At 72.5% G+C, this 25,471-nt stretch carries 28 protein-coding genes; 12 read left to right on the top strand and 16 right to left on the bottom strand.

What is annotated here, in order from left to right:
* Positions 1 to 66: 66 nt before the first annotated feature.
* The 4 genes from HEQ75_RS16495 to phnD are packed head-to-tail and all read right to left on the bottom strand — an operon-like array spanning position 67 to position 3,300.
* Entirely contained in the window at positions 67 to 735 is a 669-nt protein-coding gene (locus HEQ75_RS16495) for an LbetaH domain-containing protein (RefSeq protein WP_168032591.1), read from the bottom strand.
* Positions 732 to 1,496, bottom strand: coding sequence for a phosphonate ABC transporter, permease protein PhnE (gene phnE, locus HEQ75_RS16490; RefSeq protein WP_168032589.1), 765 nt, complete (start codon positions 1,494 to 1,496; stop codon positions 732 to 734). The genes HEQ75_RS16495 and phnE (HEQ75_RS16490) overlap by 4 nt, the downstream gene beginning before the upstream one ends.
* Complete coding sequence (gene phnE, locus HEQ75_RS16485) at positions 1,493 to 2,371, bottom strand: phosphonate ABC transporter, permease protein PhnE (RefSeq protein WP_328734155.1); 879 nt, start codon at positions 2,369 to 2,371, stop codon at positions 1,493 to 1,495. Before phnE (HEQ75_RS16485) ends, phnE (HEQ75_RS16490) begins: the two co-directional genes overlap by 4 nt.
* Positions 2,372 to 2,388: 17 nt before the next feature.
* Complete coding sequence (gene phnD / locus HEQ75_RS16480; protein ID WP_168032586.1) at positions 2,389 to 3,300, bottom strand: phosphate/phosphite/phosphonate ABC transporter substrate-binding protein; 912 nt, start codon at positions 3,298 to 3,300, stop codon at positions 2,389 to 2,391.
* A 194-nt stretch (positions 3,301 to 3,494) separates the two neighbouring features.
* Between phnD and pobA the strand changes: the two genes are divergently transcribed.
* On the top strand, positions 3,495 to 4,679 hold the full coding sequence (gene pobA / locus HEQ75_RS16475) for a 4-hydroxybenzoate 3-monooxygenase (RefSeq protein WP_168032584.1): 1,185 nt from the start codon (positions 3,495 to 3,497) through the stop codon (positions 4,677 to 4,679).
* On the opposite strand, the gene HEQ75_RS16470 is transcribed toward pobA, so the two are convergent.
* From HEQ75_RS16470 to HEQ75_RS16450, 5 genes are all read right to left on the bottom strand, one after another.
* Positions 4,667 to 5,545, bottom strand: coding sequence for an aminoglycoside phosphotransferase family protein (locus HEQ75_RS16470; RefSeq protein WP_168032582.1), 879 nt, complete (start codon positions 5,543 to 5,545; stop codon positions 4,667 to 4,669). The genes pobA and HEQ75_RS16470 overlap by 13 nt on opposite strands.
* 99 nt (positions 5,546 to 5,644) lie before the next feature.
* Complete coding sequence (locus HEQ75_RS16465; protein WP_168032581.1) at positions 5,645 to 6,259, bottom strand: histidine phosphatase family protein; 615 nt, start codon at positions 6,257 to 6,259, stop codon at positions 5,645 to 5,647.
* Between the two features lie 37 nt (positions 6,260 to 6,296).
* On the bottom strand, positions 6,297 to 7,256 hold the full coding sequence (locus HEQ75_RS16460) for a Gfo/Idh/MocA family oxidoreductase (RefSeq protein ID WP_168032579.1): 960 nt from the start codon (positions 7,254 to 7,256) through the stop codon (positions 6,297 to 6,299).
* A 28-nt stretch (positions 7,257 to 7,284) separates the two neighbouring features.
* A complete protein-coding gene (locus HEQ75_RS16455; RefSeq protein WP_168032577.1) occupies positions 7,285 to 8,496 on the bottom strand; it encodes an MFS transporter in 1,212 nt (403 codons plus the stop codon).
* Positions 8,497 to 8,602: 106 nt separating this feature from the next.
* Positions 8,603 to 9,322: a DUF1028 domain-containing protein gene (locus tag HEQ75_RS16450; RefSeq protein ID WP_168032575.1), complete on the bottom strand. Its 720-nt coding sequence runs from the start codon at positions 9,320 to 9,322 to the stop codon at positions 8,603 to 8,605.
* A 108-nt stretch (positions 9,323 to 9,430) separates the two neighbouring features.
* Between HEQ75_RS16450 and HEQ75_RS16445 the strand changes: the two genes are divergently transcribed.
* On the top strand, positions 9,431 to 10,414 hold the full coding sequence (locus tag HEQ75_RS16445; RefSeq protein ID WP_168032573.1) for a Bug family tripartite tricarboxylate transporter substrate binding protein: 984 nt from the start codon (positions 9,431 to 9,433) through the stop codon (positions 10,412 to 10,414).
* 56 nt (positions 10,415 to 10,470) lie between these two features.
* Here the strand turns inward: HEQ75_RS16445 and HEQ75_RS16440 are convergent, their stop codons facing one another.
* From HEQ75_RS16440 to HEQ75_RS16425, 4 genes are all read right to left on the bottom strand, one after another.
* Complete coding sequence (locus HEQ75_RS16440; RefSeq protein WP_168032571.1) at positions 10,471 to 11,664, bottom strand: class I SAM-dependent methyltransferase; 1,194 nt, start codon at positions 11,662 to 11,664, stop codon at positions 10,471 to 10,473.
* A gap of 140 nt (positions 11,665 to 11,804) precedes the next feature.
* On the bottom strand, positions 11,805 to 12,539 hold the full coding sequence (locus HEQ75_RS16435) for a haloacid dehalogenase type II (RefSeq protein WP_168032569.1): 735 nt from the start codon (positions 12,537 to 12,539) through the stop codon (positions 11,805 to 11,807).
* A 3-nt stretch (positions 12,540 to 12,542) separates the two neighbouring features.
* Positions 12,543 to 13,436, bottom strand: coding sequence for an isocitrate lyase/PEP mutase family protein (locus HEQ75_RS16430; RefSeq protein ID WP_168032567.1), 894 nt, complete (start codon positions 13,434 to 13,436; stop codon positions 12,543 to 12,545).
* Between the two features lie 16 nt (positions 13,437 to 13,452).
* Complete coding sequence (locus tag HEQ75_RS16425) at positions 13,453 to 14,541, bottom strand: Ldh family oxidoreductase (protein ID WP_168032565.1); 1,089 nt, start codon at positions 14,539 to 14,541, stop codon at positions 13,453 to 13,455.
* 178 nt (positions 14,542 to 14,719) lie between these two features.
* Between HEQ75_RS16425 and HEQ75_RS16420 the strand changes: the two genes are divergently transcribed.
* The 5 genes from HEQ75_RS16420 to HEQ75_RS16400 all read left to right on the top strand — a co-directional run bounded on the left by HEQ75_RS16420 (position 14,720) and on the right by HEQ75_RS16400 (position 18,316).
* Positions 14,720 to 14,989 (top strand): hypothetical protein, encoded by a 270-nt coding sequence (locus HEQ75_RS16420; protein ID WP_168032563.1) that lies wholly within the window; start codon positions 14,720 to 14,722, stop codon positions 14,987 to 14,989.
* Between the two features lie 42 nt (positions 14,990 to 15,031).
* On the top strand, positions 15,032 to 15,250 hold the full coding sequence (locus HEQ75_RS16415) for a hypothetical protein (protein ID WP_168032561.1): 219 nt from the start codon (positions 15,032 to 15,034) through the stop codon (positions 15,248 to 15,250).
* Between the two features lie 39 nt (positions 15,251 to 15,289).
* Positions 15,290 to 16,042 (top strand): SDR family oxidoreductase, encoded by a 753-nt coding sequence (locus HEQ75_RS16410; RefSeq protein ID WP_168032559.1) that lies wholly within the window; start codon positions 15,290 to 15,292, stop codon positions 16,040 to 16,042.
* Positions 16,043 to 16,136: 94 nt separating this feature from the next.
* Positions 16,137 to 17,723: a L,D-transpeptidase family protein gene (locus tag HEQ75_RS16405; protein ID WP_235961807.1), complete on the top strand. Its 1,587-nt coding sequence runs from the start codon at positions 16,137 to 16,139 to the stop codon at positions 17,721 to 17,723.
* Positions 17,723 to 18,316: a DUF882 domain-containing protein gene (locus tag HEQ75_RS16400; protein ID WP_235961805.1), complete on the top strand. Its 594-nt coding sequence runs from the start codon at positions 17,723 to 17,725 to the stop codon at positions 18,314 to 18,316. The genes HEQ75_RS16405 and HEQ75_RS16400 overlap by 1 nt, the downstream gene beginning before the upstream one ends.
* Before the next feature lie 16 nt (positions 18,317 to 18,332).
* Here the strand turns inward: HEQ75_RS16400 and HEQ75_RS16395 are convergent, their stop codons facing one another.
* A complete protein-coding gene (locus HEQ75_RS16395) occupies positions 18,333 to 19,262 on the bottom strand; it encodes a LysR family transcriptional regulator (RefSeq protein ID WP_168032557.1) in 930 nt (309 codons plus the stop codon).
* Between the two features lie 108 nt (positions 19,263 to 19,370).
* Between HEQ75_RS16395 and HEQ75_RS27915 the strand changes: the two genes are divergently transcribed.
* Positions 19,371 to 19,613 carry a DUF1127 domain-containing protein gene (locus HEQ75_RS27915; RefSeq protein WP_209318608.1) on the top strand — a complete coding sequence of 81 codons (243 nt, stop codon included), beginning with the start codon at positions 19,371 to 19,373 and terminating at the stop codon, positions 19,611 to 19,613.
* 17 nt (positions 19,614 to 19,630) lie between these two features.
* On the opposite strand, the gene HEQ75_RS16385 is transcribed toward HEQ75_RS27915, so the two are convergent.
* Together HEQ75_RS16385 and HEQ75_RS16380 are read right to left on the bottom strand one after the other, a co-directional pair.
* Entirely contained in the window at positions 19,631 to 20,149 is a 519-nt protein-coding gene (locus HEQ75_RS16385; RefSeq protein ID WP_168032554.1) for a septal ring lytic transglycosylase RlpA family protein, read from the bottom strand.
* 239 nt (positions 20,150 to 20,388) lie between these two features.
* Positions 20,389 to 21,096 (bottom strand): S1 family peptidase, encoded by a 708-nt coding sequence (locus tag HEQ75_RS16380; RefSeq protein WP_168032552.1) that lies wholly within the window; start codon positions 21,094 to 21,096, stop codon positions 20,389 to 20,391.
* Positions 21,097 to 21,232: 136 nt separating this feature from the next.
* Here HEQ75_RS16380 and HEQ75_RS16375 point away from each other — a divergent pair, with 136 nt between their 5' ends.
* The 4 genes from HEQ75_RS16375 (at position 21,233) to HEQ75_RS16360 (ending at position 25,058) form a co-directional block, all read left to right on the top strand.
* Complete coding sequence (locus HEQ75_RS16375) at positions 21,233 to 21,676, top strand: hypothetical protein (protein ID WP_168032550.1); 444 nt, start codon at positions 21,233 to 21,235, stop codon at positions 21,674 to 21,676.
* Positions 21,677 to 21,760: 84 nt separating this feature from the next.
* Positions 21,761 to 22,906: an MFS transporter gene (locus HEQ75_RS16370; protein WP_168032548.1), complete on the top strand. Its 1,146-nt coding sequence runs from the start codon at positions 21,761 to 21,763 to the stop codon at positions 22,904 to 22,906.
* A gap of 112 nt (positions 22,907 to 23,018) precedes the next feature.
* A complete protein-coding gene (locus HEQ75_RS16365; RefSeq protein WP_168032546.1) occupies positions 23,019 to 23,999 on the top strand; it encodes a tripartite tricarboxylate transporter substrate binding protein in 981 nt (326 codons plus the stop codon).
* 108 nt (positions 24,000 to 24,107) lie between these two features.
* Positions 24,108 to 25,058 (top strand): Bug family tripartite tricarboxylate transporter substrate binding protein, encoded by a 951-nt coding sequence (locus tag HEQ75_RS16360; RefSeq protein ID WP_235961803.1) that lies wholly within the window; start codon positions 24,108 to 24,110, stop codon positions 25,056 to 25,058.
* Positions 25,059 to 25,471 lie beyond the last annotated feature (413 nt).

The following is a 25,471-nucleotide window of genomic DNA, read 5'->3' as shown; positions in this document are numbered from 1 at the left end:
TGCGCCGCTCCTTGCGTCGGCGCGGGGCTTACCGCCCTATCGGCGAAGCTGGTGTGACGGTCGGGCTTAGTCTTTGTGACAGAACCCGGGATCATGGCGCTGGCAGAAGGCCGTCGCCGACAAGTTTCGCATGTCATCCAGACCCGCTGCAAGTTGGTCCCGTGACCAATCCCACCAATTGATACGCAGCAGACTGTCGCGAATAGTTTCGGGGAACCGGAAGCGGAGGATGCGGCCCGGATTTCCGACCACGATGGCGAAGGGCGGCACATCCCTGGTCACCACCGTGCCGGCGCCGATCGCGGCCCCCGAGCCGATCGTCACCCCCGGCAGGACGATGACGCCATGCCCCAGCCAGACATCATGGCCGAGCGTGACATGGTGTTCCCGCCGCCAGTCGAAGAAGCCGGCCTCGTCCGGGCCCAGGCCATAGGCGCTGGCGCGGTAGGTGAAGTGGTTCAGCGCCACGCGGTCCAGCGGATGGTTGCCGGGGTTGATCCGCGTGTGGCTGGCGATGGAACAGAACTTGCCGATCGTGGCGTAGATGATCTGGCTGTCGTGCACGACATAGGAATAGTCGCCGAAGGTCACCTCCGCCATCGAGGTCCGCGCGCCGACTTCGGTATAGGCGCCGAAGCTGCAGTCGCGGACACTGGCCGTGGGATCGATGCAGGGCGCGTCGCCAAGCTGCTTCTTGGCGGTGGCGGGGTCGCGGTAGACAGGCCTCTCGGTCATGCGCGGATCAGCTTCAGCCGCAGGCGGCGGCTGCCGAAATCGATGATGCCGACGGTGACGAGGATAAGCAGCACGATGAAGGCGGCCTCATCCCAGTTGTTCAGCCGGATGCGGTCGCCAAGCGCCAGCCCGATGCCGCCCGCGCCCACCACGCCGAGAATGGTGGCGGAGCGCGTGTTGCTCTCGAAGGTATAGAGCATCTGGGACAGCATCACCGGCGCCGCCTGCGGCACCAGCCCGTAGCGGATCGCATGCAGCCGCGAGCCGCCGGAGGCACGGACACCTTCCACCTGGCGGCGATCCGCCGATTCGATGGCTTCGGAGAAGACCTTGGCGAGCAGCCCGATATCCGGCACCGCCAGCGCCAGGATCCCGGCGAAGGGCCCCATGCCGACGGCGGAGACGAAGATCAGCGCCCAGACCAGGCTGTCCACCGCGCGCAGCCCGTCATAGCTCCGGCGCACGGTGAAGCGCAGCAGCGTGCTGGCGATGACGTTGCCGGCGCCAAGGAAGCACAGCGGCAGCGCCACGAGGGCCGCCAGCAGCGTGCCCAGGAAGGCCATCGCCACCGTCTCGGCCAGCGCCTCCAGCAATTCCACCAGCGCGCCGCCGGACGAAGGCGGCCACATCAGCGCCACCAGCCAGCCCAGCTTGCCCAGCCCATCCAGGATTCGCGCCGGCGAGGCATCGACCCGCCAGAGCCCGAGCAGCAGCAGCAGGAAGCCCCCGGCAAACAGCAGCGGGGTGCGGTTGAGGGTCATGCGACGCGCAGCGCCTCCGCGCCCAGGATGCGGTGGCGCAGCCGCGTGCACAACTGGTCAATCAGCGTGACGGTGATCAGGATCAGCAGCAGGATGGCGGAGATGTCCGGGTATTCGAACTGCCGTACCGAAAGATAAAGCTCCTCGCCGATGCCGCCGGCACCGACGATGCCGAGCACGCTGGCCTCCCGCACATTGATCTCGAAGCGCAGCAGGCCGAAGGACAGCACGCCGGGCAGGGATTGCGGCAGCACGCCGTAGCGCATTGTCTGCGGCCAGCTTCCGCCGGCGGCGCGCACCGCATCCACCATGCGGAGATCCGCATTCTCATGCACTTCGGCGAACAGCTTGCCCAACGCCCCCATGGTGTGCAGCGCAATCGCCAGCACCCCGGCAAAGGGGCCGAGGCCGAAGGCGTAGACGAAGATCAGCGCGAAGACGAGCGTGGGGACGGTGCGGGCGAATTCCAGCAGGCGGCGGGAGAGTTCCACGGACCAGCGCGGCGCCAGTGTCGTGGCCGCGGGGAAGGAGAGCAGCAGCGCCGCGGCGCCGCCGAGGACGGTGCCGGTATAGCCGATCAGGATGGTGTCCAGCAGCAGGCCGACCCAGATGTCGAAGCCCCAGAACCACTCGGCAAGGTCGGCGCCGAAGCTTTCGGCGCGCAGCACCGGGATGGTGCGGCCGATATAGTCGGCGGCCATCGGCAACCCGGCCAGCAGCCGCCCGATATTCACCTGGCCGACCTGGGTGGCGACGCCCACGGCCAGCAGGAACACCACACCCCATAACAGCGTCCGCAGGCCCCGCGCCCTGGACCGCGCGGCCCAGCGCGCGGTGACCGCGGCGACGGCGGCGGCCGGCGGCGCGGCAGCCACGGCCTGCGAGCCCGGTGTCAGGACCGCCGCTCGCGCCGGCGGCTCTGGTTGTCCTCGGTGATGGCGATGACGTCCAGGTAGTCCTCGTGGCGCGCATCGGCGAAGGCCACGGTGCTGGTGCTGAGCTGGCGCAGCACCTCGGGCGCCTCGACCGGCATCGCCTTCATCATGGCGACGAAGTCGCGGCGCAGATCCTCCGGCACCTCGGCGCGCGTCACGGTGGGGGAGTTCGGGATCAGCGGGCTGCGCCAGATGATGCGCGTGGTCCCCGGCTGGATCATGCCCTTCTCGGTCATGCGCTGGATGTTGCCGGCGGTCTCGTTGCTCCAGAAGGTCGCGCCGGAGTCGTAGGTGCCGTTGAGCACCGCGATCACCGACTGCTCATGGTTGCCGGAGAAGCCGGTGCGGCTGAAATAGGTGCTCGGCTCGATGCCGGCCTTGCGCAGGAAGTAGCTCGGCGCGGCGAAGCCGGACGTCGAGTTCGGATCGGCGAAGGCGAAGGAACGGCCGCGCAGGTCCGCCAGGGTCTGGTAGGGGCTGTCGGCCTTGACGAAGATGACGGAGTAGTAGCCCTCCGCGCCGTCACGGCTGCGGTGGCGCAGCAGGGGAAGCACGCGCTCGCCCATCGCGCGCCGCGCCAGCGCATAGGCTGCCGGCCCGAGATGCGCGAATTCCAGCTGGTTGGCGCGCAGCGCCTCCACCACCGCGGCATAGTCGGTGCCGCGCGTGATGCGCATCGGGACGCCCAGCTTGCGCTCGGTATAGGCCGCCAGGCCCTGCAGGCGGGCGATCGCGTCGCGTTCATTCTCCGACGAGATGATGCCGTAGCGAAGGTCGCGATAGTTGGCGCGCCAGCCGGATTGGGCGCGCGCCAGGGCGGGGGCGGCCAGCAGCGGGGCGGCGGCCAGCAGGGTGCGGCGACGGATCATGACGCGTCCTCGAAGCGGTTGCGCGTGCTCTAGCCTCGGCATGTTGCAGCGGCTTGACACCATCGTGACCCTATCGCGACGCTTCGCCGCGACAGATTGTTATGCGATACAACAATCCGCGTCCGCGCCGGGCTTGCATCACATCGGGCCGGGCGCAGATCCAACCGGCGGAGCCCAGGGGAGTTCGACCAGCCATGCGCACCCAGATCGGCATCATCGGCGCCGGCCCGGCGGGGCTGCTGCTCTCCCACCTGTTGCACCTGGCCGGCATCGACAGCGTGGTCCTGGAGGCCCGCTCCCGCGCCTATGTCGAGGAAAGGGTGCGCGCGGGGCTGCTGGAACAGGGCAGCGTCGATACGCTGACCGAGGCCGGGGTCGCGGACCGGCTGCACCGGCAGGGCCTGGCGCATCACGGCATCGAGCTGCGCTTCGACGGCGCCGGCCACCGCATCCCGCTGACGGACCTCACCGGCAAGGTGGTCACCATCTATGGGCAGCAGGAGGTGGTGAAGGACCTGATCGCCGCGCGCCTGGCCGCCGGCACGCGCAGCGGCAACCCGGCGATCCTGTTCGAGGTCTCGGACGTCGCGGTGCACGACGTCACCACCGACAACCCGCGCATCAGCTTCACCCATGACGGCGTGGCGCAGGTGCTGGACTGCGCCTTCATCGGCGGCTGCGACGGCTTCCACGGCATCTGCCGCGGCGCCATCCCCGAGGCGATCATCCGGGTCTATGACCGCATCTACCCCTTCGCCTGGCTCGGCATCCTGTCGCACAGCCGTCCGGTGTCGGAGGAGCTGATCTACGCCCGCCACCAGGACGGCTTTGCCCTGGCCACCATGCGGTCGGAGAGCGTGACGCGGCTTTATCTGCAATGCGCGCCGGACGAGAACCTCGACGAATGGCCCGATTCCCGCATCTGGGAGGAGTTGCACAAGCGCCTTGGCTGCGGTGATGAATTGCAACAGGGGAAAATCTTCCAGAAGGGCGTCACCGCCATGCGCAGCTATGTGGTGGAGCCGATGCGCCATGGGCGGCTGTTCCTGGCGGGCGACGCGGCGCATATCGTGCCGCCCACCGGTGCCAAGGGCATGAACCTGGCCATTGCCGATATCCGCGTGCTGGCGCGCGGGCTGGAACGCTTCTTCGCCCGGAACGACGCCAGCCTGCTGGAGCAGTATTCGGAGATCTGCCTGCGGCGGATCTGGAAGGGCCAGCGCTTTTCCTGGTGGATGACCTCCATGCTGCACCGCTTCGACGGCGAGGACCGCTTCGAGCACCGGGTGCAGGTGGCGGAGCTCGACTATGTCTCGACCAGCCGCGCGGCGATGACGACGCTGGCCGAGAATTATGTCGGGCTGCCCTACGAGGTGTAGCCGGCTTCGCGTTCCGCCCGCAGCGCGGCCATCACCTGCCGGGCGGAAGCGCCGGGCGGGCCCGGCGCCCGCCAGGTGATCAGCGCCTTCCACAGCGCCCAGCCGCGGGCCCGCGCCCAGCATGCCGGCGGGTGGGGCAGCGCCTCGCGGAAGGCGCCCCGGGCGGCGGCATCGAACATGGTCCAGGCTGGCACCAGATCGCAGGCCGGGTCGCCGATGGCCATGTTGCCGAAATCGATCACCGCGCAGAGCCGGCCCTGCCGCAGCAGCAGATTGCCCGCTGCCACATCGCCATGGATCCAGACCGGCGGCGCGGCGTGGCGGGACGCCAGCGCCGCCTCCCACATCGTGGTGGCCGCGGCGCCGTCGATCTCGGCGCCGAGATCCGCGATCGCCGCCCGGGTCTCCGCGTCATAGACCGCGAGCGACCCGCCGCGATGGAAGTTGTGCGCCCCGGCCGGCGGCCCGCCCATCGCCTCGAGCCGCTGCAGGCTGTGCAGGAAGCCCGCCAGATCCCGCGCCAGGCGCAGCGGGTCGGTGATCCGGTCCGGCCGGGCGGTCTCGCCCTCGATCCAGCCATAGATCGACCAGGGAAAGGGAAAGCCCTCGCCGGGCTGGCCGAGCGCCAGCGGGTGCGGGATCGGCAGGGGCAGGCGCGGCGCGAGGCGCGGCAGCCAAGCCTGCTCCTTCGCCACCTGGGCGACATAGCGCGCCGCGCTCGGCAGGCGGACCAGCATGTCCGTGCCCAGGCGGAAGCTGTGGTTGTTCATCCCGCCTTCCGCGACGGGCCGCACCGGCAGCGCCGCCCAGCGCGGAAACTGCGTGCGGACCAGTGTGGCGACCAGGGCGGCATCGAGGGGAGGCATCGGTATCCGGCAGAAAGGGAGTGGCGCGTCTTCTACCGCAACATCGCAGCCGGCGGACCCGCCCGATGCGTGGAGGATGCGGCCAGGCCGGCGCCGGCCTCAGCCGCAGGCGTGAAAACCGCCGCCGGGCAGCGGGGCGAGTTCCAGGATACCCAGAAGGGCGAAGCGCCCGCCCGCCGGCTCCAGCACCAGCGCCGCGCCTTCCGGGAAGGCGCGGCCGGCGACGGCATCGCCCAGCAGCATGATGGCGGGGGTGCGGTGGCCGACCAGCACGCGGTTCTCGCCCGCCGGCGGCCTGGTGCCGAACAGGCGGCGGTGTTCCGCCAGCACCCAGGCCAGCCGGCCGCCGGCATAGTCATCCGCCAGCAGCCCCTCCGTCACCTGGATGGCGCCGGCACCGAAGGCGAGTTCCGCCGTATCGCGCGCCCGGAAGACCGGGCCGGCCAGTACCGGCAGCGCCAGCGGGATGCGCAGCTCGGCCAGCATGGCGCCGATCCGCGCCGATTGCAGGCGGCCCGCGGCCGAGAGGTTGCGCTGCCCGTCGCGGTCGCCCAGGCGGTAGCTGCGGTCGCAGGGCTCGCCCCGCGTGTCGGCGTGCCGGAGGTACAGCACCAGCCCACCCTGCCGGAGCCGCCCCACCAGCGCCGCGCCCGCCGGGCTGTCCGGCGCCACCGGTGCCCGTGGTTGCGCCCAGGCCAGGCCCGGCGCCAGCATGGCGGCGAGAAGGGCGCGCCGGGGAAGCCTCGGTCTTTCAGCCGCCAAGGATGCCCTCCACCACCTCCTGCACCTCCAGCGCCTCGCGCAGCGTGGCGAGGTCCTGCGGTTCATCGCGCGTCAGCGCGGCGAGTTTCCGCAGCTGGTCGCGCAGCACCATGGGCCGCATGGTCTCGTTCGGCAGCGCGTCCGGCGCCGGGCGCCAGGCGCCATCGGCGTCCCGCTTCTCGGCCAGGGACCAGTCGCGCAGGCGGATGCTGCCGGCCTCGGCCTCCAGCCGCCATTCATTCGATTCGTCGCGGTCGGTGCCGCCGACCTGGCCGGAGAGCGCCACGGGCACGCCGCCGGCGGCAAGCCGCGCCTGCACCGCGATCTCCGCCCCGTCGTCCGGCGGGTAATCCGCCGAGCGGTCCAGCAGCACCAGCGGGCCGAGCTGCCGGCGCGTCAGGAACAGGAAGTGGGACAGCACTTCCCGCGTGAAGCCACCTTCCGCGCGCCTGGCCAGCCAGCCCGCGGCGCCCTGCTGCCAGCCACGCGGCCAGGTGGCGAAGTCGGCGCGGATGGTCAGCGCCCGCGGCGCGCCGATGCCCGCCCGCCAGGCGGAGAGCTGCGCCACGGCGGGGGAGGAGGCCATGGGGAAGTTCACCGCCGCGCGCGCGCCCTCGGCCTCCGCCATCGTGACGAAGGCGCGGGCGGCGGCCAGGTCCGCGGCCAGCGGCTTTTCCAGGAAGGCGGCGCGGCCGGCGGCGAAGGCGGCGCCGGCATGCTCCAGATGGGCGCTGGGGGGGGAGGCGATGTACAGCGCCTCGCAGGCCGCGATCACCGCCGCCGGGCTGGCCAGCATCGGCACCTCCGGCGCGATCCTGGCGAGGCGGGAGGCGGCCTCGGCGGAGGGGTCCCATACCGCCACGGGGCGCATGGCGTCCTGCGCCAGGGCGGCGCGCAGCAACCTTTCCCCCATGATGCCGAAGCCGACGATGCCGAGCCTGACCGCCATGTTCCAACCCCTTGTGCCAGGGGCGGGTTTACCGGTTGCGCACCGCGTCTCCAACCCGCAGCGCGAACACCACCAAGGAGACCACGGCCAGCAGCCCGCAGGCCACCAGGTAGGGCAGGGTCCAGCTGCCCGTCATCGTCACCGCCCAGGCGAAGGCGGTGGGGGCGGAGAGGTAGCCCAGGAAGCACAGCAGGATGGCGCCGGAAGAGGCCTCCGCCACCCGGTCGGCCGGCGCCACCCGGGCGACCTCGGCCAGGAAGATGCCGTTCCAGCTGGCGGCGGTGAAGCCGGCGCCCACGGCCAGCAGCAGCGCCAGCGGCGCCGGCGCGTCCGGGCCCAGCAGCACCCAGGCGGCGGAGAGCGCGGCCGCCACCAGCCCATGCAGCGACAGGCTGCGCGTCGCATCGCCCAGCCGGTCCGCCGCCCAGCCCAGCACCAGCCGCCCCACCACGCCGGCCACCTGCATGGCGGCGAACAGGCTGCCGGCGGCGGTCAGGCTGTAGCCGTGGCGTTCCACCAGCCAGGTCACGGTGAAGCTGAACAGGCTGCCCTGCAGGGCGGCGAAGGCGAAGGCCTGCAGCGTCAGCGGCGGCAGCACCCGGTGCATGCGCAGCGCATTCACCGGCGCGGCCAGGCGCTTCGCGGTGAAGGCGTCGCGCCACGGCCGCTGCGGCTCGCGCTCCGCATCCAGCTGCGGGCGCAGCGGCTGGATCAGCACGGCGCAGGCCAGTGCCACGACGATGGCGGACAGCAGCGCCGCCTGCCAGCCGTACAGCGCCGCGATCGGCGCCGCCACCAGCCCGGCCAGCGCGCCACCGGCCGGCGCGCCCGCCTGCTTGACGGAAAAGATCAGCACCCGGTGCCGCGGCGGCGCCGTGGCCTGCAGGATGCGGCTGCCGGCCGGGCCGGTGGGGCCATAGCCGATGCCCATCACCAGCGCCGCCACCGGCAGCAGCCAGACGATGCCGGCGGCCGCCGCCAGCAGCGCCAGGCTGCCCACCAGCGCGCCGAATTGCAGCATCCGCAGCGGCCCGTGGCGGGCGACGAAGGGCGTGCCGAACAGCAGGAACAGGATGGCGCCCAGTGTGTTGACCGAGGAGAAATTGCCCACCGTCTCGGGCCGCAGGCCCAGCTCCGCCGTCATCAGCGGTGCTACCACGGGGATGGTCTGGCCCAGGAAGGTGCCGACCGTCTGCATCAGCAGCGTGGCGGACAGCGCCGCGACCCAGGGCTTCAGCATCCGCGGCCGGAACCCGCCGGGGTGGGCGCCTGCCTGTCGCTGCGCGGCGCTGTCATCGCATCCCTTCCCGTGCTGCAGGGGCCCATCGGGCCGCGCCCACAGGGTCTCAGCGCCGCAGCCGCAGGTCCAGCCCCTTGGCGATCCAGCGCGCCTCGATCCCGTCCAGGTCCGTCATGCCGGAAGGCCGCGCCTTGGAGGGCTGGTCGCGCAGCGCCGGGGCGCGTTCGCGCAGCCAGATGTCGTACAGCCGCCGCAACTCCACCAGCGGCAGCGGGTGGTCGTCCACGCGCAGCGACAGGTCGGGGAAATCCTCGGTCGTGGTCAGCAGCAGGGCGGCGGATTGCCGGCCGCGGCGGTCGCCGCCCGCGGCCTCCCCGGCGTCGAGCCCGGCCAGCAGGCGTTCCGCCAGCTTCATCTCCGGGTTGGTGACGAAGGCGGCGTAGGTATCGGCCAGCACCGCGGGGCCGGCCAGCATGTTGCCGGCGAAGGAGACATGGGCGGAGGTGACGTCGCCGCACCATTCGACGCAGTTCTTCCCGGTGAAGGCGGCGCTGCGGCCATGCCGGTCCACCGCATGCACCTGGCGCAGCCCGCGCCCCTCGTCGCCGGCCAGCGCGCTTTCGATGGCCGCCGCCGGCGACAGGCCGCGCGCCATGCCGTCCAGCACCGCCGGGCCCAGATAGCGGTTGGTCATGGACTGGGTGGAGACGGCGCCCACGCCCGACCGCACGAAGGGGCAGGAGGCGCCGACCGCGAAGGCGCAGGTGGTGACGGCGACGGCAAAGGCGCCGGTCTCCGGGTCATGGGCGACGATGGACCAGGTCATGGCAGGCATCCGACTCGGAAGGTGCTGCACACTACAGTGAGTTCGCCGGTTGCGCGCCAGCTAGTGCTGGGCCATTTTGGCGATAACGTCTCAAGAAAGGTTTTAATGATGACGCACAAGCTGTTGCGCCGGCATGTCCTGGCCGGCATGGGGGCGCTTGCCGCGCCGGCCGTGGCGCGGGCGCAGGGCACCTGGCCGGACCGCCCGATCCGGCTGATCGTGCCCTTCGGCGCCGGTGGCGCCATCGACACGCTGTCCCGCACCGTCGCCGCGAAGTTCCCGGAAGCCTCCGGCGGCCAGACCCTGGTGGTGGAGAACCGCCCCGGCGCCGGCGGCACCATCGCCGGCGCCTTCGTGGCGCGGGAGAAGCCGGACGGCCTGACCCTGATGATGGCCGATGTCGGCGCCAACGCCATCGGCAAGGAACTGGTTCCCAGCCTGAGCTACGACCCGCCCACCGCCTTCACGCCGATCATCCACCTGGTGAACCTGCCGGCGGTGCTGATGGCGCATCCCTCCGTCTCCGCCACCAGCATCCAGCAGGTGATCGAGCAGGCGAAGGCGCGGCCGGACGGCTTCACCTATTCCTCGGCCGGCAACGGCAATGGCAGCCACCTGTTCATGGCGCTGTTCCTGAAGGAGGCCGGCGTCTCCATGGTGCACGTGCCCTACCGTTCGGGCGCGGAGATGGTGACGGCGCTGCTGCGCGGCGATGCGCAGTTCGGCTTCCCCACCGTCTCCTCCGGCATCGGCCAGATCCGCCAGGGCAATGCCAAGGCGATCGCCGTGGGCAATGCGGCGGGCACGCCGCTGCTGCCGGGGGTGCCGGCGATCTCCACCGTGCTGCCGGGCTTCGAGGTGGCGGTCTGGCACGGCATCGTCGCCCCCGCGGGCATGGATCCGGCCCTGGCGCGCCGGATCAACGAGGTGTTCGGCCGCATCGCCGCCATGCCGGATGTGAAGCAGCGCATCTTCGACACCCAGGCCGGCACGGTGGTCGGCGGCACGCCGGAAGCCTTCGCGGGCCACATCGCGCGGGAAGTGGCGCGCTGGACGCCGATCATCCGCGCCGGCGGCATCGCCACCGGCTGACACCTGCGGCTTGCAGGGCGGGCGCGCGGACCAGTCGTGGGACGGGTCCGCCGCCGTCAGCCCTTGCGGGCCAGCAGCACGAAGGCCAGCGCATCCTCCGGCCCGGCGCGGCGGCCGAGCCGGCGGGCGGTCTCGATGAATTCGGGGTCCTCCTCCAGCGCCGCCAGGCCCGGGGCGGCGCCGGGCAGCGCCCAGGCGGGGGAGAGGAAGCAGCCATCGCTGCGCACCACCTGCATGCCCACGGCCCGCAGCATCCCGGCCAGTTCCTCGGCCGTGTGGCCGGCGGCCGGCGGGCTGCCGCCCAGCCGGCGCAGGGCGCGCAGATACAGGCTGTCGCGGTTCACCGCGCTCAGCAGCAGCAGCCCGCCACGGGCCAGCACGCGGGCGGCCTCGGCCAGGGCGGCGGCGGGGTCGGCCAGCATCTCGATGGTGTCGACCAGCAAGGCGGCGTCGAAGCTGGACTCGGCGAAGGCCAGGCGGGCGGCGTCCATGCGCGCGAAGCCGAAATGCGGCAGCCCGGCATGGCGGGTGCGGGCGGCGGCCAGCGCGGCCGGGTCCAGGTCGATGCCGGCGACGCGGGCGGCCCCTTCCAGCAGCGTGCCGAGCCGGCCGGTGCCGCAACCGATATCGAGCACGGCCTGCCCGGTGGCGCTGCCCAGATAGGCGGCGATCAGCCGGTCCAGCTCCGCCTGGAAGGCGGCTTCCCGCGCCGGGCCCGGCTGGCCGGCGACCAGCCAGGGTCGGGGCGGGGCGGTGGCGGGGCGCGGCGGCGGGCGCTGCGGGCGCGGTGCCTGGCGCGGCGGCACGGGGCGGGCGAGCGGGGGCGGTGGGGGAGGCGGCGCCGCGGGCGGCTCGGCCAGATCGACCAGGGCCAGCACCGGCAGCGGTGCCGGCGGCAGGGTGGCGTGGTTGGCGGCGAAGGCGCGGACGTGGTCGGTCTCGGTCAGGTCCGGCAGGTCCTCGGCCGGCCGGCTGGCAAAGACCACGAAGACCGGGTTGGCATAGACCGGGCGGGCCTGGTCCGGCAGCGCGTCCAGCAGCGGCCGCGGGATGCGGTCCAGCTCTCCCTTGTGCACCACCACCCAGGCGACGTCGCGCGGCGCCGTGCCGGCGGCGCCACCGAAGCGCTCGGCGCGGGGGATGGCCCAGCGGAACGGGTCCGGCGCCAGCACCCGGTCGGCCGGTGCCAGCCGGGCGCGCAGGAAGGCGGCGGTTTCCGCCCAGGCGGGGTCGTCATGCGGGAAGGCCATGCTGGAAGGAAATCCGCCGGATGCGTTGTGGCGCCAGTGTCGCGGCCCGACCGCGCCCGATCAAGCCGCCCTGCGACCGATCACGCCGACGGCCGGTGGCAGCCGGAGGCCGCGCCCGGCGCCTGAGGACGGAACAGGAGCTACCCGGGGCAGCCCAGCCGATCGGCCAGCGCCGGGAAGCTTTCCGCCACCGCGTCCCAATCCTGTTCCGGCGCCAGATCCGTCTTCTGCCCCGGCCCGTGTTCCGTCGGGCGGGGCACGAAGGCGGTGCGGAAGCCGGCGCGGCGGGCCGCCGCCAGATCGTTGTTGTGGGCCGCCACCAGCATGCATTGCCCGGGGGCGAGGCCCAGGATCTCGGCGGTGTTCAGGTAGGCCGCCGGGCTCGGCTTGTAGGCGCGCGCCACCTCCGCCCCCAGGATCGCGTCCCAGGGCAGGCCGGCGCGCTTGGCCAGGTTCAGCATCAGCGCGATGTTGCCGTTGGACAGCGGCGCGATCAGGAAGCGCTGCTTCAGGCGCGCCAGCCCCGCGACGCTGTCCGGCCAGGGGTCCAGCCGGTGCCAGGCCTTGTTCAACTGGTCCAGCTCCGCCGCGTCGATCGCCGCCGGGTCCAGGCCGGATTCCTGCAGCACGCCTTCCAGGTTCTCCCGGTGCAGGATGTCCAGCCGGGTGAAGGGGCGGGCGCCGCTGCGCACCGCCTCCATCGCCGGCTGGTAGCGGCGGCGCCAGGCGACGGCGAAGCCGGTCGGGTCCACGCCCGGCGCGTGCCGCGCCAGGAAGGGCGCCACCTCCCGCGCCACGGAGCTGCGCCAGTCCACCACGGTGCCGAAGACATCGAACAGCAGGATGCGCACATCCTCGGGCGGGGTCTGCGGCATGGGCTATTCCGCCGCCTTCGGCAGGTTGCCGGCGGCCTCGGCCCATTTGCGGTCGAATTCCCACACATCCGGGAAGCCCATCAGCTCGCACATCTTCGCGAAGCTGTAGTCGGCATTCACCGTCATGTTGTTGGAATGGCCATCGGCCTTGAGCTGGCCATAGGCGCGCTCCAGCGCCCCGGCCACGCTCAGGAAGCCCACCGCCGGGTAGATGGCGATGCGGTAGCCCATGGCGTGCAGCCGCTCCGCCGGGACGATCGGCGTGCGGCCGCCTTCCACCATGTTGGCGAAGAGCGGCTTCTTGATCTGCCGGCCCACCTCCGCCATCTCGGCCTCGCTTTCCGGGCTTTCGATGAAGATCACGTCGGCCCCGGCCTCGGCGAACATCTGGCCGCGGCGGATCGCCTCCTCCAGGCCAAGCGAGGTGCGGGCATCGGTGCGGGCGATGATGAGGAAATCCTCGCTGCGCCGGGTTTCCGCGGCGACGCGGATCTTCAGCGCCATCTCCTCCGCCGGGATCACCTTGCGGCCCGGCGTGTGGCCGCACTTCTTCGGCACTTCCTGGTCTTCCATCTGGATGGCGGTGACGCCCGCCTCCTCATAGCCGCGCACCGTGTGGCGCACGTTCAGCAGGCCGCCATAGCCGGTGTCGGCATCGGCGATCACCGGCGTGCGGCAGCCCTTCGCGATGGTGCCCATGCGGCCGACCATGTCCGTGTAGGTGGCGATGCCGGCATCGGCCAGGCCGAGATGCGACGCCGTGACCCCGAAGCCGGTGGCGTAGAGCGCCTTGAACCCCATGCCGTCCGCCACCTTGGCGGAGATCATGTCGAACACGCCGGGGGCGAGGATGAAGTCGTCGGCGGCAAGCGCCTGGCGCAGGCTGGGATGGGCCATGGGTCGGGGGTCCTCTTCAGGCTTCGGCCAACAGGAAGGCAATGCCGGCACGCTCGCAGATGCCACGGATCTGCGCCTCGAGCCCGGCGGGGATGGGGATGCCCTGCGCGCTGCGCTCGGCGTGCTCGGCCCGTTCCGGGTCGCCGGGCACCAGCACGGGCAGGGCGGGGTCGGCCGGCGGCGTGGCGCGCAGCACCGCCACCGCCGCGTCCAGATCCTGCTCGAACGCGCCTTCCGGGCGGAAGGCGGCGGGGTTCAGCGCCAGCATGAAGTGGCCGATATCGTCCGGGTCCTCCGGCCGCTGGGTGCGCACCCGAATGGGCGAGAAGCTGGCGCCGGACAGGGTCGCGCCCAGGATATGCGCCATCATCGCCAGGCCGTAGCCCTTGTGGCTGGCCATGTCCGGCGTGCCGCCGACCGGCGAGAGCCCGCCTTCGGGCTTCTCGAAGATCTGCGCGACCGCGGCGGCGCCTTCCGTCACCGGCTGGCCGCGGCCATCGACCACCCAGCCGGCGGGGATGGGCTTGTTGCGCAGCGCCCGGGCACGGACCTTGTTGGCGGCGGCCGTCGTGGTGGCCATGTCCAGCACCACCGGGGGCTGGCTGGCGGCCGGGGCGGCGAAGGCGATGGGGTTGGTGCCCAGCACCGGCACCGCGCCATGGGTTGGCACCATCGCCATGGTGCGCGTGCCGCTGGTCACCAGCCCGACGCAGCCCTCGGCCGCGGCCAGCTTCACGTACCAGCCGGCGGCGCCGAAATGGTGGCTGTTGCGCACCGCCACCGCCCCGACGCCGAACTGCTTCGCGCGCTGGATCGCCAGCCGCATGGCGAAGGCCGCCGCCGGATGGCCGAGCCCGGCGCCGCCATCCACCAGCGCCACCGCGCCGCCATCGCGTTCGATCCGCGGGCGCGCGTCCAGCTTCACCTGGCCGGCCCGGCGCATGCCCTCGTAGCTGGTCAGCATGCCGATGCCGTGGCTGTCCACGCCGGCGAGGTCGGTATCGAGCATCACCTCCGCGGTCTGGGCCGCCAGATCCTCCGGCATGCCCCAGGCCGCCAGGATCGCGAGGATTTGCGCCCGCACGCTGTCCGCACTTGCCCGCATCGCCTTGCCGTTTTCCCCGCCGTTTCAGGGCGCAAGGGGTGGACCGGACCGGCGCCGGCGTCAATCGGGGCGGCCGCAGGCGCGTGGCACCTTGGCCGGGCTGGCTGGTAGGCTGGCCGCCCGCGCTCCTCGCAGGAGGACGCCGGCCCGGAGATTGCCAACCCGGAGTAAGCCAGTCATGTCGGATCGCCGCACCGAAATCCGCCCGCCGCAGGCCACCATGTTCGACCCGGCGCTGCCGGACGCGCCCGTGGCCCCCGTCTCGGCGGTCCCACCGCCCGAAGCCCCGCCGCGTGATCCCTTCGCCCGGGCGGCGCTGCCGCAGCGCCCGACCTACCTGCCGGAGGAGGGCGATGGTGGCCGCTCGGAGGTCTGGGCGACGCTGAAAGGCCTGGCGCTGGCGACGCTGGCGATTTTGTTGCTCGGGTGGTTGCTCACCTCCCGCTGAGTCGCGCGTTCCAGGCCCGGCACCATCTGCAGGAGGCCGGCCATGCCGAAGACCCTGGTCCAGGACGCGCGTCCGGGCGTTCCGCTCTCGCGTCGCGACCCGTTCAACCCGCCGAGGGGAGTCATTCCGCCCTCCCGGCCCATCGCCAAGCCCGAGGAGGGTGCGCGCCGCAACGAGGGGCTGGCTGCCATCGGCGCCGGCCTGCTGGTGCTGGGGGCCGCGGCCCTGATCTCCTGGCTGCTGTATCTGGCGCTGGGCTGACGGAAGCGCTGTCCTGCCCGCCGGCAGGGAGGGATGGCGATGGTGGACAGGCCGGTGATGATGGTGACGGGCGCGGGGCGCGGCATCGGCGCCGCCACGGCCCGGCTGGCGGCGGCGCGCGGGCATGATCTGCTGCTGACCTGGCGCGGTGCGCAGGCGGCGGCGGCGGCAACCGCCGAGGCCTGCCGCGCTTCCGGCGCGGCGGTGGAACTGGTGCAGGCCGATGCCGGCGACCCGGCGGCGACAGCGGCCGCCTTCGGCCGGCTGGATGCGCGATTCGGCCGGATCGACGCGCTGGTGGTGAATGCCGGCATCACCGGCCCGGCCAGCGATTTCCTCACCTCCTCCGACGCCACCTGGGCCGAGGTGTTCCGGGTGAACGTGCTGGGCCTGGCCAGCGCCTGCCGGCAGGCGGCGCAACGCATGGCGACCTCCCGCGGCGGCGCGGGGGGCGGGATCGTCGCCGTCTCCTCGCGCGCCGCGCAGATCGGCTCCGCCTTCGAATTCGTCCACTACGCCGCCAGCAAGGGGGCGGTGGACAGCCTGGTGCTGGGCCTGGCGCGGGAGCTGGGCGGGGAGGGAATCCGGGTCAACGCGGTCGCTCCCGGGATGATCGACACCGACATCCACGCCAGCGCCGGCATTCCGGAGCGCATCGGCCGCATCGTCCCCGGCATCCCGCTGCGGCGCATGGGATCGCCGGAGGAGGTGGCGGAGTGCATCCTGTTCCTGCTCTCGCCCCAGGCGGCCTATGTGAACGGCGCGGTGCTGCCGGTGGGCGGCGGGCGGTAGGCGGCGCGGGGTGCGGCAGCGAAACCGCCGTGATCGCCGGCGGATCTGCCCATCGGTGTTTGCAACCCAGGGGCGGCTTCGGTATTCCAGGGCCATGCACATCGAACGTCGGCCCCTGCTTGCCGCAGCCCTGGCCTTCGTGGCGGGCCCTGCCGCCGCTCAGGCGCAGCGCCCCGCCACCCCCGCGATGGAGGCCCCCGGCGGCCTCGCGCCCCCTGCCGGCTTGCCGGCCGTCCCCGGCACGGTGCCCGGCGCCACCGACGCGCTGCTGCGCCTGGTGGACCGGCTGCTGCGGCTGGAGGAGGATGGGCTCGACCCGCGCCACTACGCCATTCCGGACAGCACGCTGGCCGCGGCCGACCCCGCCGCCTTCCGCATCGCCCTGCACCAGGCCAGCGCCGCGGCGCTGACCGATCTGCTGCTCGGCCGGGTGCGGGATCTGCCTGGCCGTCCCGACCTGCGACGCGACCCCTCCGCCGTGAACCTGCAGGCCTGGCTGGCCGAGCTTGCCGCCACCCCCGACCCGGCCGGGCTGCTCGATCGCGCCGCGCTGCTGCCGCGGGAGGCTGCGGCGCTGAAGGCGGAACTGGCGCGGCAGCGGCAGGTCGCCGCGCGCGGCGCCTTCACGCCGATCCCGGGTGAGGCCACCATTGACCCCGGCGACCAGGACCCGATCCGCGTGCCGCTGCTGCGCGCCCGCCTGGCGGTGGAGGATGCGACGCTGGCGGCCGCGCCGGATGCCGGCAGCCGCTATGACACGGTGCTGGAGGCCGCGGTGCGGCGCTGGCAGCTGGCCAATGGGCTGGAGGTGGATGGCCGCGTCGGCCGCATCTCGCTCGGCCTGCTGAACCGCCCGCTGGGCGATCGCATCGACCAGCTCCGCGTGGCGCTGGACATGCGCCGCGGCGCCGGCACGCCCCCGCCCGGCCGGCGGGTTGAGGTGAATGTCCCGGATTTCCGACTGCGGGTGATGGAAGGGGACCGCGAATTGCTGGGCATGGCGGTGATCGTCGGCCAGCCGGCCCGCGCCACGCCGATGTTGAACGTCCGGCTGACCGCCATCCAGTTCAACCCGCCCTGGGGCGTGCCGGAGCGCAATGCGCGGGAGGACCTGCTGCCGCGCTTCCGCCGCGACCCGCAGGCGATGATGGACAAGGGCTTCCGGGTGTTCTCCCTGGTGGGCGGGGAGCGCATGGAGATCGACCCGCGGACCATCGACTGGTCCAGCATCAACGGTCGCCGCTTCCCCTATTTCGTGCGCCAGGATGCCAGCGATTTCAGCGCGCTGGGCCGCATCAAGTTCATCATGCCGAATGGCGAGGACATCTACCTGCACGACACGCCGGACCGGCATCTGTTCCGCCGCCCGGACCGCGCCTTCTCCTCCGGCTGCATCCGGCTGGAACGGCCGAATGAGCTGATGGGCGTGCTGCTGGAAGGCACCCCCGGCTGGAGTCTGGCGCGGGCGGAACGCATGCTGGCCAGCCGTGCCACCAGCGTCGCCTCCCTGGCGCGCAGCCTGCCGGTGAGGCTGTATTATGAAACGGTGGTGGTGGAGGCCGGCGGACGGGTGCGGATCCGCCCCGACATCTACCGGCTGGATGCCGCCTATGCCCGTGCCATGGTCGCGCATCGGCCGCTGGTGGCGGGGATGAACCGGCCGCAGCTCTCTGCCCGCTGATGCCACGGATCTTCATGCATCCGGAAGCCTGCCCCTGCTGTGGCGAAGCCGGGCTGGTGCCGGCCAGCGCCCTGCCGCGGCGCGGGGTCCTGGCCGCGGTGTTGGCCGGCGCGGGAACCCTGGCCGCGGCGCCGGCCTGGGCGCAGGGCGCGACGCGCAGCCTTCGCGTGCGCCGGCAGGTGACGAATGACAGTTTCGCCGGCGTCTATTTCCGCGACGGCCGCTATGACCGGGAGGCGCTGCGCCGGCTGGACTACGTCTTCCGCGACCTGTCGCGGGCCGAGACCACGCCGATGGACCCGCGCCTGTTCGACGTGATGGCCGCCGCCGCCCTTCGCTTGGACAGCGACGAGACCTTCGAGGTGGTCAGCGGCTATCGCACCCCCGAATCCAACGCGGTCAATGCCAACCGCAGCCGCCGCGTCTCCCGCGTGTCGCTGCACATGTCGGGCATGGCGGCGGATTGCCGGCTGCCGGGGCGCAGCGCCACGCAGCTGGCGCGCCTGGCGTCCGAGATGCGGCTCGGCGGGGTCGGGCTGTATTCCCGGGATGGCTTCGTGCACCTGGATTGCGGCCCGGTGCGGCGCTGGTAGCGGGCCGAGCCGCGGTTCAGGCGGCCAGGGCGATGCCGGCCTCGCTGGCGCGCCGGAAACCCTCGGTGATGTGGCTGGCCAGCGCATCCACCGCCGGCACGCCGAGGCCGGATTCGTGGCGCAGCAACAGGATGCCCATGTCCGGCAGTGGCGGCAGCCCCTCCGCCTCGCCGAGCCAGGCCAGCCCCTGCGGCAGGGTGGTGGGCGTGCTGACCGTCAGCGCCAGCCCCGCCAGGGCCACGGTGAAGCAGCCGGTCTGCGTCGCCGAATTGTAGGTGACGCGTGCGGGGCGGGCGCTGGCGCGCAGCGCCGCCAGCGCCGCCTCGCGCCAGGCGCAGGCGAATTCCGGGCGGGTAGGATGCAGGTTGGGGCGGGACAGCGCCAGCGGCAGCGGGTCGCGCCGGTGCAGCCCATGCGTCGGGCTGCCCACCCAGCGCAGCGGGCCGCGCCAGATGCGCTCGGCCGGCACGCCGGGCGGTTCCTGCCCCTCGCTCACCAGGGTCAGGTCCAGCCTGCCCTGCTGGAAATGCAGCACCAGCTCATCCGAGTTCAGGCAGGTGACGTCCAGTTCCACCGCCGGATGCGCCTCCGCGAAGCGCGCCAGGATGTCCGGCAGCCAGTTCAGCGCATAGTCGTCCGGCGTGCCGAGCCGGACCGAGCCGACCATGGGCGGGGCGCGGAAATTGCCCACGATCTCGTCGTTCAGCGCCAGCAGGTCGCGCGCGCGGTCCAGCAGCCAGGCGCCCTGCGGCGTGGTCTGCACGCCCTTCGGGGTGCGCAGCAGCAGCGGCTGGCCGAGCGTCTGCTCCAGCCGGCGGATCTGCATGGAGACGGCGGATTGGGTGCGCCCGACGCGGTCCGCGGCGCGGGTGAAGGACCTTCCCTCGGCGATCAGCACGAAGACGCGCAGCAGGTCGGGGTCAAGCGCGGGGGGCAGGGGCGTCATGCGGCCAGCATCAAGGATGTTGATGCGGCCCGTCAATATTTCTCGTTTTACTGATGCGTTCCCCCGCCGGATGCTGGCCCCGATGGATCAGCAGAAGGAAGTGAATCGATGTCCGGCTTCTTGCTCTCGCCCGGCGGCGTGCGGCGGAACCCCAGCCTGGCGAGGCGGCGCGCCCGTGGCGGCGCCGCGACCTGGTTCGGCTGGATGGGCGTCATGCTGCGCATCATCACCACGCGCCGCCAATTGGCGGCGATGGATGATCGCATGCTGAAGGATATCGGGCTCAGCCGCGCCGATGCGGTCTATGAATCCGGCCGCCTGCCCTGGGACATCGGCCCCAGGGCCCAGTAGCGCGGCAGGGGTTCTGTTCAGTCCGGGGCCTGGGCGACTTCCGTCAGCGCCAGCGGGCGGATTTCCACTCGGGCCAGCCCGGCCTCGCGCATGCCGAGTTCCTCGGCGATGCGCGGCGACAGGTCGATGATCCGGCCGGGCACATGCGGGCCGCGATCCTCGATCACCACCGTGCGGCTTTCGCCATTCCGCAGGTTGGTGACGACGGCGACGGTGCCGAAGGGCAGGGTGCGGTGGGCGGCGGAATTGGAATTGGGATCGAAGCGCTCGCCATTGGCCATAGGACGGCCGGTGAAGCGTTCCGGATGGTAGTAGGAAGCGATGCCGCGCTGCGGCGCGAAATCATGGCCGATCGCCGGCGGGGCGGATAGGCCAAGCCCGGCAAGCAGCGCGAGGCCGAGGCAGCAGGAGGCGAGCAAAGCGCGCCGGCCATGGGAAGAACGCAGCGCTTCGCGCTGCGCATGAAAAGAATGCAGCGCTTCGCGCTGCGCGTAGAAAGAACGCAGCGCTTCGCGCTGCGGGGCCTCTGGGGCCATCCAAGGTCCTCCTTCACACCGCCCGAAGGCGGCCTGGCGGCACGCGATCCGCAGGGCCCCGCACGGGGCCGTTCACGGCGGATCGGCACGCCCGGGCGAAGCCCGCGGCGGCATAGGCCGGTGAATACGGGGCGGCGTGCGGGGGGGCACGTCGCGGGGGTTCACACCGCCGGGTCCTGGGGCGGTGCCGGCAAGGACAGCCGGAAGCCCCCGCTCGTCAAGCTTTTGCGGGGCGCATCTCACCCCATGGGGGCGATCCGGCCGGATTCGGCCATCGCCGCGGCGATGGATAGGACGAAAACCTCACGCGGGTCACGGAGTCGTGCAATCCCGTCCAGGTCCAGCCCCGTCAGCGCCGCCAGCAGCAGGGCCGGTCCGGGATCGACCAGCGCTGTCACCAGCCCACCCAGCCGGCCCGCCGCATCCAGCAGCGGGCCGCCCGAATAGCCCGCCAGGGCGGCGATCCGGGCGGTGAAACCGGGGCCGCGCCCGGCGAGCAGCGCGGCCGGCCGCGCCACCCGCCCCTGCGCCAGGGCCGGCCCCAGCGCCGGCGCTCCCAGCGCCCATACCGCCTCGCCGGTGGCCAGCGGCGCGCTGCGGCAGGGAAGGGGTCGGAACAGGCCGGGCGGCACCGCCAGCACCGCCAGGTCCAGCGCCGGGCTGCGCGCCAGGAGCCGGGCCATGGCGCCGCCGGCGCCATCGCCGCGCCGCGCCAGGACGGCCTCCGTGCCCTCCGGCAGGATATGCGCATTGGTCAGCAGCCGCCCCGGCGCCACCGCCACCGCCGAGCCCAGCGGCAGGCCCATCGCCGAGAGCGCGGCGAAGCCGGCGAGCGTGGCGCGTCCCGCCGGCAACTCGCCTGCCAGTTCGGCCCCCGGCAGACGGGCGCAGGCGCCGGCCAGCAGCAGGGGCAGCGCGCGACGGCAGAGGGCAGGGGCGCTTCGCATCCGCCCATCCTGCGCCCGCCCGGTTTGACGCCGCATGAAGCGCGCGGCGGGCGCGAGCGCCGGGCTCCCCGGCTTTCAGATTTGCGAATGACTCGCAATTGCGGTATCCAGGGGCTCGACAGGCAGGAGCGATTCCATGGCTACAACCGGCCTTCCCCATTGGCCCTGGACCGGCGCCGAGGCCGATGCGCTGCCCCCGGCGGAGCGCCTGCTGGTGGATGCCGCCCGCGCCTGGGCGCACGCCGCCCGGCATGGCCAGCCGGCGCTGCTGGCGCTGCGCCGCCTGCTGGCCACCGAGGACGCGACCGCGGCGGCGGAACCGCTGGATGCGCTGCTGCGCGCCCTGGCGCAGCACCCGCTGACGCTGGGCTGCCCGCTATGTCCCCGTCTGGTGGGGCAGGAGCCGGCCCTGCTGCTGGCCGTCGCCTGCGCCCAGCGCGGGCCGAGGCGGGAAGCGCTGGCCTGCCTGCTGCGCCGCCTGCCGCCGCACCAGGCCTATGCCGCCACCGGCGCCGCCATCGCTCTGGGTTGCTGCTTCCGCCGCGCCGGGCTGCGCCTGGCCGACCCCTGGGGCGGCTGAACCCGCCACCCTTGCCGGAACGCCGGGGCGCGCCGAGATAAGCTTCTCTGGGCGCGCCTTGGCGGCCCCGATGCGGGAGCGCGTATGGACCGCCGGATCTGGCTGCTGACGGGGGCGCAATTCGCCTCCGCCACCGGCGCCTATGCCTTCACCGGCCTGATCGCGCGGCTGGCCGCCGATCTCGGTGTCAGCGTCGCCACGGCCGGGCAGCTCGCCGCCACCTATGCGCTGACCTTCGCCCTGGCCGGGCCGCCGATCGCGGCGCTCACCGCGCGGGTGGATCGCCGGCTGCTGCTGACGGTCGGCCTCGGCCTGCTTTCGGTGCTGAACCTCGCCACCGCGCTGGTGCCGGATTTCGGCAGCGCCCTGGTGCTGCGCGTCGCCGCGGCACTGGCCTCCGCCCTGGTGCTGCCGGCGGTGGCCGCTTCCATGCTGGTGCCGGCGGCGCAGCGGGCGCGTGCCATCGCGCTGGTCATGGCGGGGCTGACCTTGGCCTTTTCCTTCGGCATCCCACTCGGCACCGCGCTCGGCGGCGTTGTGGGCTGGCGCGGCACCTTCGTCTTCGCCGGCACCCTGACCGGCCTTGCCGCCCTGGCCGTGCGTCTGGGCCTGCCGGCGCTGCCGAGCACGGATCGCGGCGGCGCCGGGTCGCTCGGCATCGCCCTGCGGCCGGCGATCCTCGGCGTCCTCGGCACCTCCTGGCTCGCCTTTTCCGGCCTGTTCTGCATCGCCGCCTATCTCGGCCCGATCGTCACCGCCACCACGGGGATCGAGGGCTCCGGCATCGGCGCCATCCAGGTCTTCGTCGGGCTGGGCAGCCTGGTGGGAATCGGGGCCGGCGGCCGGGTGGCGGACCGGCAGGGGCCGGCGGTGCCGGTGGTGCTGTTCCTGGTTCTGGCGCTGGCGCTGCTGGGCTATGCAGGGCTGCTGGGGCTCGAGCGCGCGGCCTGGCACGCCGTGCCGCTGAGCCTGCTGGTCTTCGCCGGCTCGGCCTCCCTCTTTGCCCTGGCGCCACTGGTGCAGTCCCGCCTGATGGGCCTGGCGCCGGAGGATCGCTCGGTTGCGCTGGCGCTGAACGGCGCGGTTATCCTGGCCGGGCAGGGCACCGGCGCGGCGCTGGGCGGGCTGGTGATCGCCGCCGGCGGCCTGGCCTGGACCGGGCTGGCGGGCTGCGCCCTGGCCCTGGCCGGGGCGGCGCTGGCGGCGCGCGCCTATCGCCGGCCGGCCTGAGGCGCGCCGCACGGGCCTCCCGGCCGGATTCCGCCGCCCGCCGCGTATCGGTGCTTGAACGTCACGGCCCGGCGTGCGGCAATGCCTCCCAAGCATCGAGGGAGACGCGAGAATGCAACGCCGCAAGCTGCTGACCGCCCCTGCCGCGCTTGCGGCACTGTCCGCACCGCGCCTGGGCCTGGCGCAGGGCACCGGGTCCTGGCCGGACCGGCCCGTGCGCATCGTGGTGCCCTACCCGCCGGGCGGGTCGAACGATACGGTCGCGCGCATCCTGCAGCCGAAATTGACGGAATTGCTGGGACGGCCGGTGGTGGTGGAGAACCGCGCGGGCGCCTCAGGCTCCGTCGGCTCCTCCGAGACCGCGCGCTCGGCGCCGGATGGCTACACCTGGCTGCTGGCGAATGACACGCTGGCGACCAACGAGACGCTGATGAACCTGCCCTACCGGGTGATGCAGGCCTTCTCCTTCTGCACCATGGTCGGCACCTGCCCCTATGCGCTGGTGACCCACCCTTCGACGCCCTTCCGGAACTTCCAGCAGATGGTGGAGGCCGCCAAGGCGCGGCCGCAGACGCTGAACTACGCGACCACCGGCGTCGGCAGCGGGGCGCATATCGCCACCGTGCTGCTGCAGCAGCGCGGCGACTTCAAGCTGGAACACGTCCCGTATCGCGGCGGCGGCCCGGCGCTGCAGGATGCGCTGGCCGGGCATGTGCCGCTGTTCATGTCGAACATTGTGATCATCCTGCCGCACATCCGCGCCGGCGCGCTGCGCCCGCTGGGCCTGACCCAGCAGACCGACAGCCGCTACCTGCCCGGCGTGGTGCCCTTCACCCGCCAGGGCTTCCCAGGCTTCGAGGCGCTGACCTACTGGCAGCTGGTCGGCCCCGCCGGCATCCCGCAGCCGATCCTGGACAGGATGCAGCGCGCGGTGAAGCAGGTGCTGGCGGAGCCCAACGTGCAGGCGCGGATGGCCGAGCAGGGGGCGGACATCGTCGGCTCCACCCCGGCGGAAACCGCGGCCTTCGTGCGCAGCGAGATCGAGAAATGGGGCGCGGTGATCCGCGACAACAACATCCGCGCGGACAGCTGAACCAGGCCGTCGGGCCGGGTGAATTCCAACGGCCGCCGAGCTGATGTAGGCTTGGCGCCGCAACGAACAAACGGGAGGTGTCTGCAGATGATGCAGCGTCGTGGATTGATGACCCTGACCGCGCTCGGCCTGGCCGCGCCGGCCCTGGTGCGGGCCCAGGGCAACTGGCCGGAGCGGCCGCTGCGCCTGATCGTGCCCTGGGCGCCCGGTGGGTCCACCGACACGGTGGCGCGCCTGTTCCAGCCGAAGCTGGCCGCCATCCTCGGCCAGAATGTGGTGATCGAGAACCGTGGCGGCGCCAGCGGCTCCATCGGCGCTTCCGAAATGGCGCGGGCACCGGCCGATGGCAGCACCTGGATGCTGGCCTATGACAACGAGGCGCCGAACCAGACGCTGCTGCGGCTGAACTACCAGACGCTGGAGGCGCTGGTTCCGGTCAGCCTGGTGGCCACCGGCCCGCTGGTGATGACGGCACACAAGGACACGCCCTTCCAGAACTTCCAGGAGGTGATGGAAGCGGCGAAGAAGGACCCGGAGAGCCTGAACTATGCGACGTCCGGCGTCGGCGGCCTGGCGCATATCGCGACGACGCTGCTGCAGCAGCAGAACGGCTTCAAGCTGACCCATGTGCCCTATCGTGGCGGCGGCCCCGCCGTGACGGCGGCGATCGCCGGCGAAATCCCGCTGTTCATGACCAACGTCGTCATCGTCTCCCAGCACATGCGGGCGGGCACGCTGCGGCCGCTGGGGGTGACCACGCGGGGCGAGACTCGGCATGTGCCGGGCACCCGGTCCTTCGCGCAGCAGGGCTTCGGCAATTTCGAGGCACCGACCTGGTGGGCCTTCTTCGGCCGCACCGGCACGCCGCAGCCGATCGTGGACCGCATGCATGCGGCGCTGCGGGAAGCGCTGAACGACCCGGCGGTGAAGTCCCGGATCGAGGAACAGGGTTGCGACATTGTCGCCTCCACCCCGGCGGAGGCGCGCAGCTTCGTTGCCTCCGAGATCCAGCGCTGGGGCCAGGTGATCAAGGACAACAACATCCGCGTGGACAGCTGAGGCGCGCCCGCCGGCACCCGATTGGTGGCGGCGTGAAAAAAATGCGGTTCGATGACAGGGGGGCGGCCCGCCAGGGCCGCCCCCTTTTGCTTCCAGCGCCAGGGTTTGCCTGGGTTTCCGGGCAGGGCGGGGGGGTGGCAGGGGCGATTTGACAGGAGCCCGGCCCGCCACTAGAAACCGCCCACCGACGACGAGGCAGCCACTTGAAAGCGAGCGGGACACCCGCTAACTTCAACGGCCCGCCGAGGCGGAGGTAAACCGGGACAGACAGGCTGGCCCCCTTCCAAGGGGCGTCGGCCCTTCGGCCCCACCGTTCATTCAAGCTGTGTATCTGTTGAGGGAAGAGTATTGGTTGCTCTTTGCTTGTTGTTGGTTGGCTGATGGTGCCTGTTGAGGGTGTTGTTGGTTGGCTG

This window comes from Falsiroseomonas selenitidurans (assembly GCF_012103215.1).
In the GTDB taxonomy this organism is placed as follows: domain Bacteria; phylum Pseudomonadota; class Alphaproteobacteria; order Acetobacterales; family Acetobacteraceae; genus Falsiroseomonas; species Falsiroseomonas selenitidurans.
Note: the sequence above shows the minus strand (reverse complement) of the source record. Positions and strands in the feature narration are given on the sequence as shown.

Coding starts and splice junctions, on each gene's coding strand:
- HEQ75_RS27915 (WP_209318608.1), top strand. CDS start 19,371: ATGTCCGGCTTCTTGCTCTCGCCCGGCGGCGTGCGGCGGAACCCCAGC.
- HEQ75_RS16430 (WP_168032567.1), bottom strand. CDS start 13,436: ATGGCCCATCCCAGCCTGCGCCAGGCGCTTGCCGCCGACGACTTCATC.
- HEQ75_RS16495 (WP_168032591.1), bottom strand. CDS start 735: ATGACCGAGAGGCCTGTCTACCGCGACCCCGCCACCGCCAAGAAGCAG.
- HEQ75_RS16425 (WP_168032565.1), bottom strand. CDS start 14,541: ATGCGGGCAAGTGCGGACAGCGTGCGGGCGCAAATCCTCGCGATCCTG.
- HEQ75_RS16450 (WP_168032575.1), bottom strand. CDS start 9,322: ATGACCTGGTCCATCGTCGCCCATGACCCGGAGACCGGCGCCTTTGCC.
- phnE (WP_168032589.1), bottom strand. CDS start 1,496: ATGACCCTCAACCGCACCCCGCTGCTGTTTGCCGGGGGCTTCCTGCTG.
- HEQ75_RS16385 (WP_168032554.1), bottom strand. CDS start 20,149: ATGGCCCCAGAGGCCCCGCAGCGCGAAGCGCTGCGTTCTTTCTACGCG.
- HEQ75_RS16455 (WP_168032577.1), bottom strand. CDS start 8,496: ATGCTGAAGCCCTGGGTCGCGGCGCTGTCCGCCACGCTGCTGATGCAG.
- HEQ75_RS16360 (WP_235961803.1), top strand. CDS start 24,108: ATGACCCTGACCGCGCTCGGCCTGGCCGCGCCGGCCCTGGTGCGGGCC.
- HEQ75_RS16370 (WP_168032548.1), top strand. CDS start 21,761: ATGGACCGCCGGATCTGGCTGCTGACGGGGGCGCAATTCGCCTCCGCC.
- HEQ75_RS16380 (WP_168032552.1), bottom strand. CDS start 21,096: ATGCGAAGCGCCCCTGCCCTCTGCCGTCGCGCGCTGCCCCTGCTGCTG.
- HEQ75_RS16435 (WP_168032569.1), bottom strand. CDS start 12,539: ATGCCGCAGACCCCGCCCGAGGATGTGCGCATCCTGCTGTTCGATGTC.
- HEQ75_RS16420 (WP_168032563.1), top strand. CDS start 14,720: ATGTCGGATCGCCGCACCGAAATCCGCCCGCCGCAGGCCACCATGTTC.
- HEQ75_RS16400 (WP_235961805.1), top strand. CDS start 17,723: ATGCCACGGATCTTCATGCATCCGGAAGCCTGCCCCTGCTGTGGCGAA.
- HEQ75_RS16405 (WP_235961807.1), top strand. CDS start 16,137: ATGCACATCGAACGTCGGCCCCTGCTTGCCGCAGCCCTGGCCTTCGTG.
- HEQ75_RS16395 (WP_168032557.1), bottom strand. CDS start 19,262: ATGACGCCCCTGCCCCCCGCGCTTGACCCCGACCTGCTGCGCGTCTTC.
- HEQ75_RS16415 (WP_168032561.1), top strand. CDS start 15,032: ATGCCGAAGACCCTGGTCCAGGACGCGCGTCCGGGCGTTCCGCTCTCG.
- HEQ75_RS16440 (WP_168032571.1), bottom strand. CDS start 11,664: ATGGCCTTCCCGCATGACGACCCCGCCTGGGCGGAAACCGCCGCCTTC.
- HEQ75_RS16470 (WP_168032582.1), bottom strand. CDS start 5,545: ATGCCTCCCCTCGATGCCGCCCTGGTCGCCACACTGGTCCGCACGCAG.
- phnD (WP_168032586.1), bottom strand. CDS start 3,300: ATGATCCGTCGCCGCACCCTGCTGGCCGCCGCCCCGCTGCTGGCCGCC.
- pobA (WP_168032584.1), top strand. CDS start 3,495: ATGCGCACCCAGATCGGCATCATCGGCGCCGGCCCGGCGGGGCTGCTG.
- HEQ75_RS16365 (WP_168032546.1), top strand. CDS start 23,019: ATGCAACGCCGCAAGCTGCTGACCGCCCCTGCCGCGCTTGCGGCACTG.
- HEQ75_RS16410 (WP_168032559.1), top strand. CDS start 15,290: ATGGTGGACAGGCCGGTGATGATGGTGACGGGCGCGGGGCGCGGCATC.
- HEQ75_RS16445 (WP_168032573.1), top strand. CDS start 9,431: ATGACGCACAAGCTGTTGCGCCGGCATGTCCTGGCCGGCATGGGGGCG.
- HEQ75_RS16460 (WP_168032579.1), bottom strand. CDS start 7,256: ATGGCGGTCAGGCTCGGCATCGTCGGCTTCGGCATCATGGGGGAAAGG.
- HEQ75_RS16465 (WP_168032581.1), bottom strand. CDS start 6,259: ATGCTGGCGCCGGGCCTGGCCTGGGCGCAACCACGGGCACCGGTGGCG.
- HEQ75_RS16375 (WP_168032550.1), top strand. CDS start 21,233: ATGGCTACAACCGGCCTTCCCCATTGGCCCTGGACCGGCGCCGAGGCC.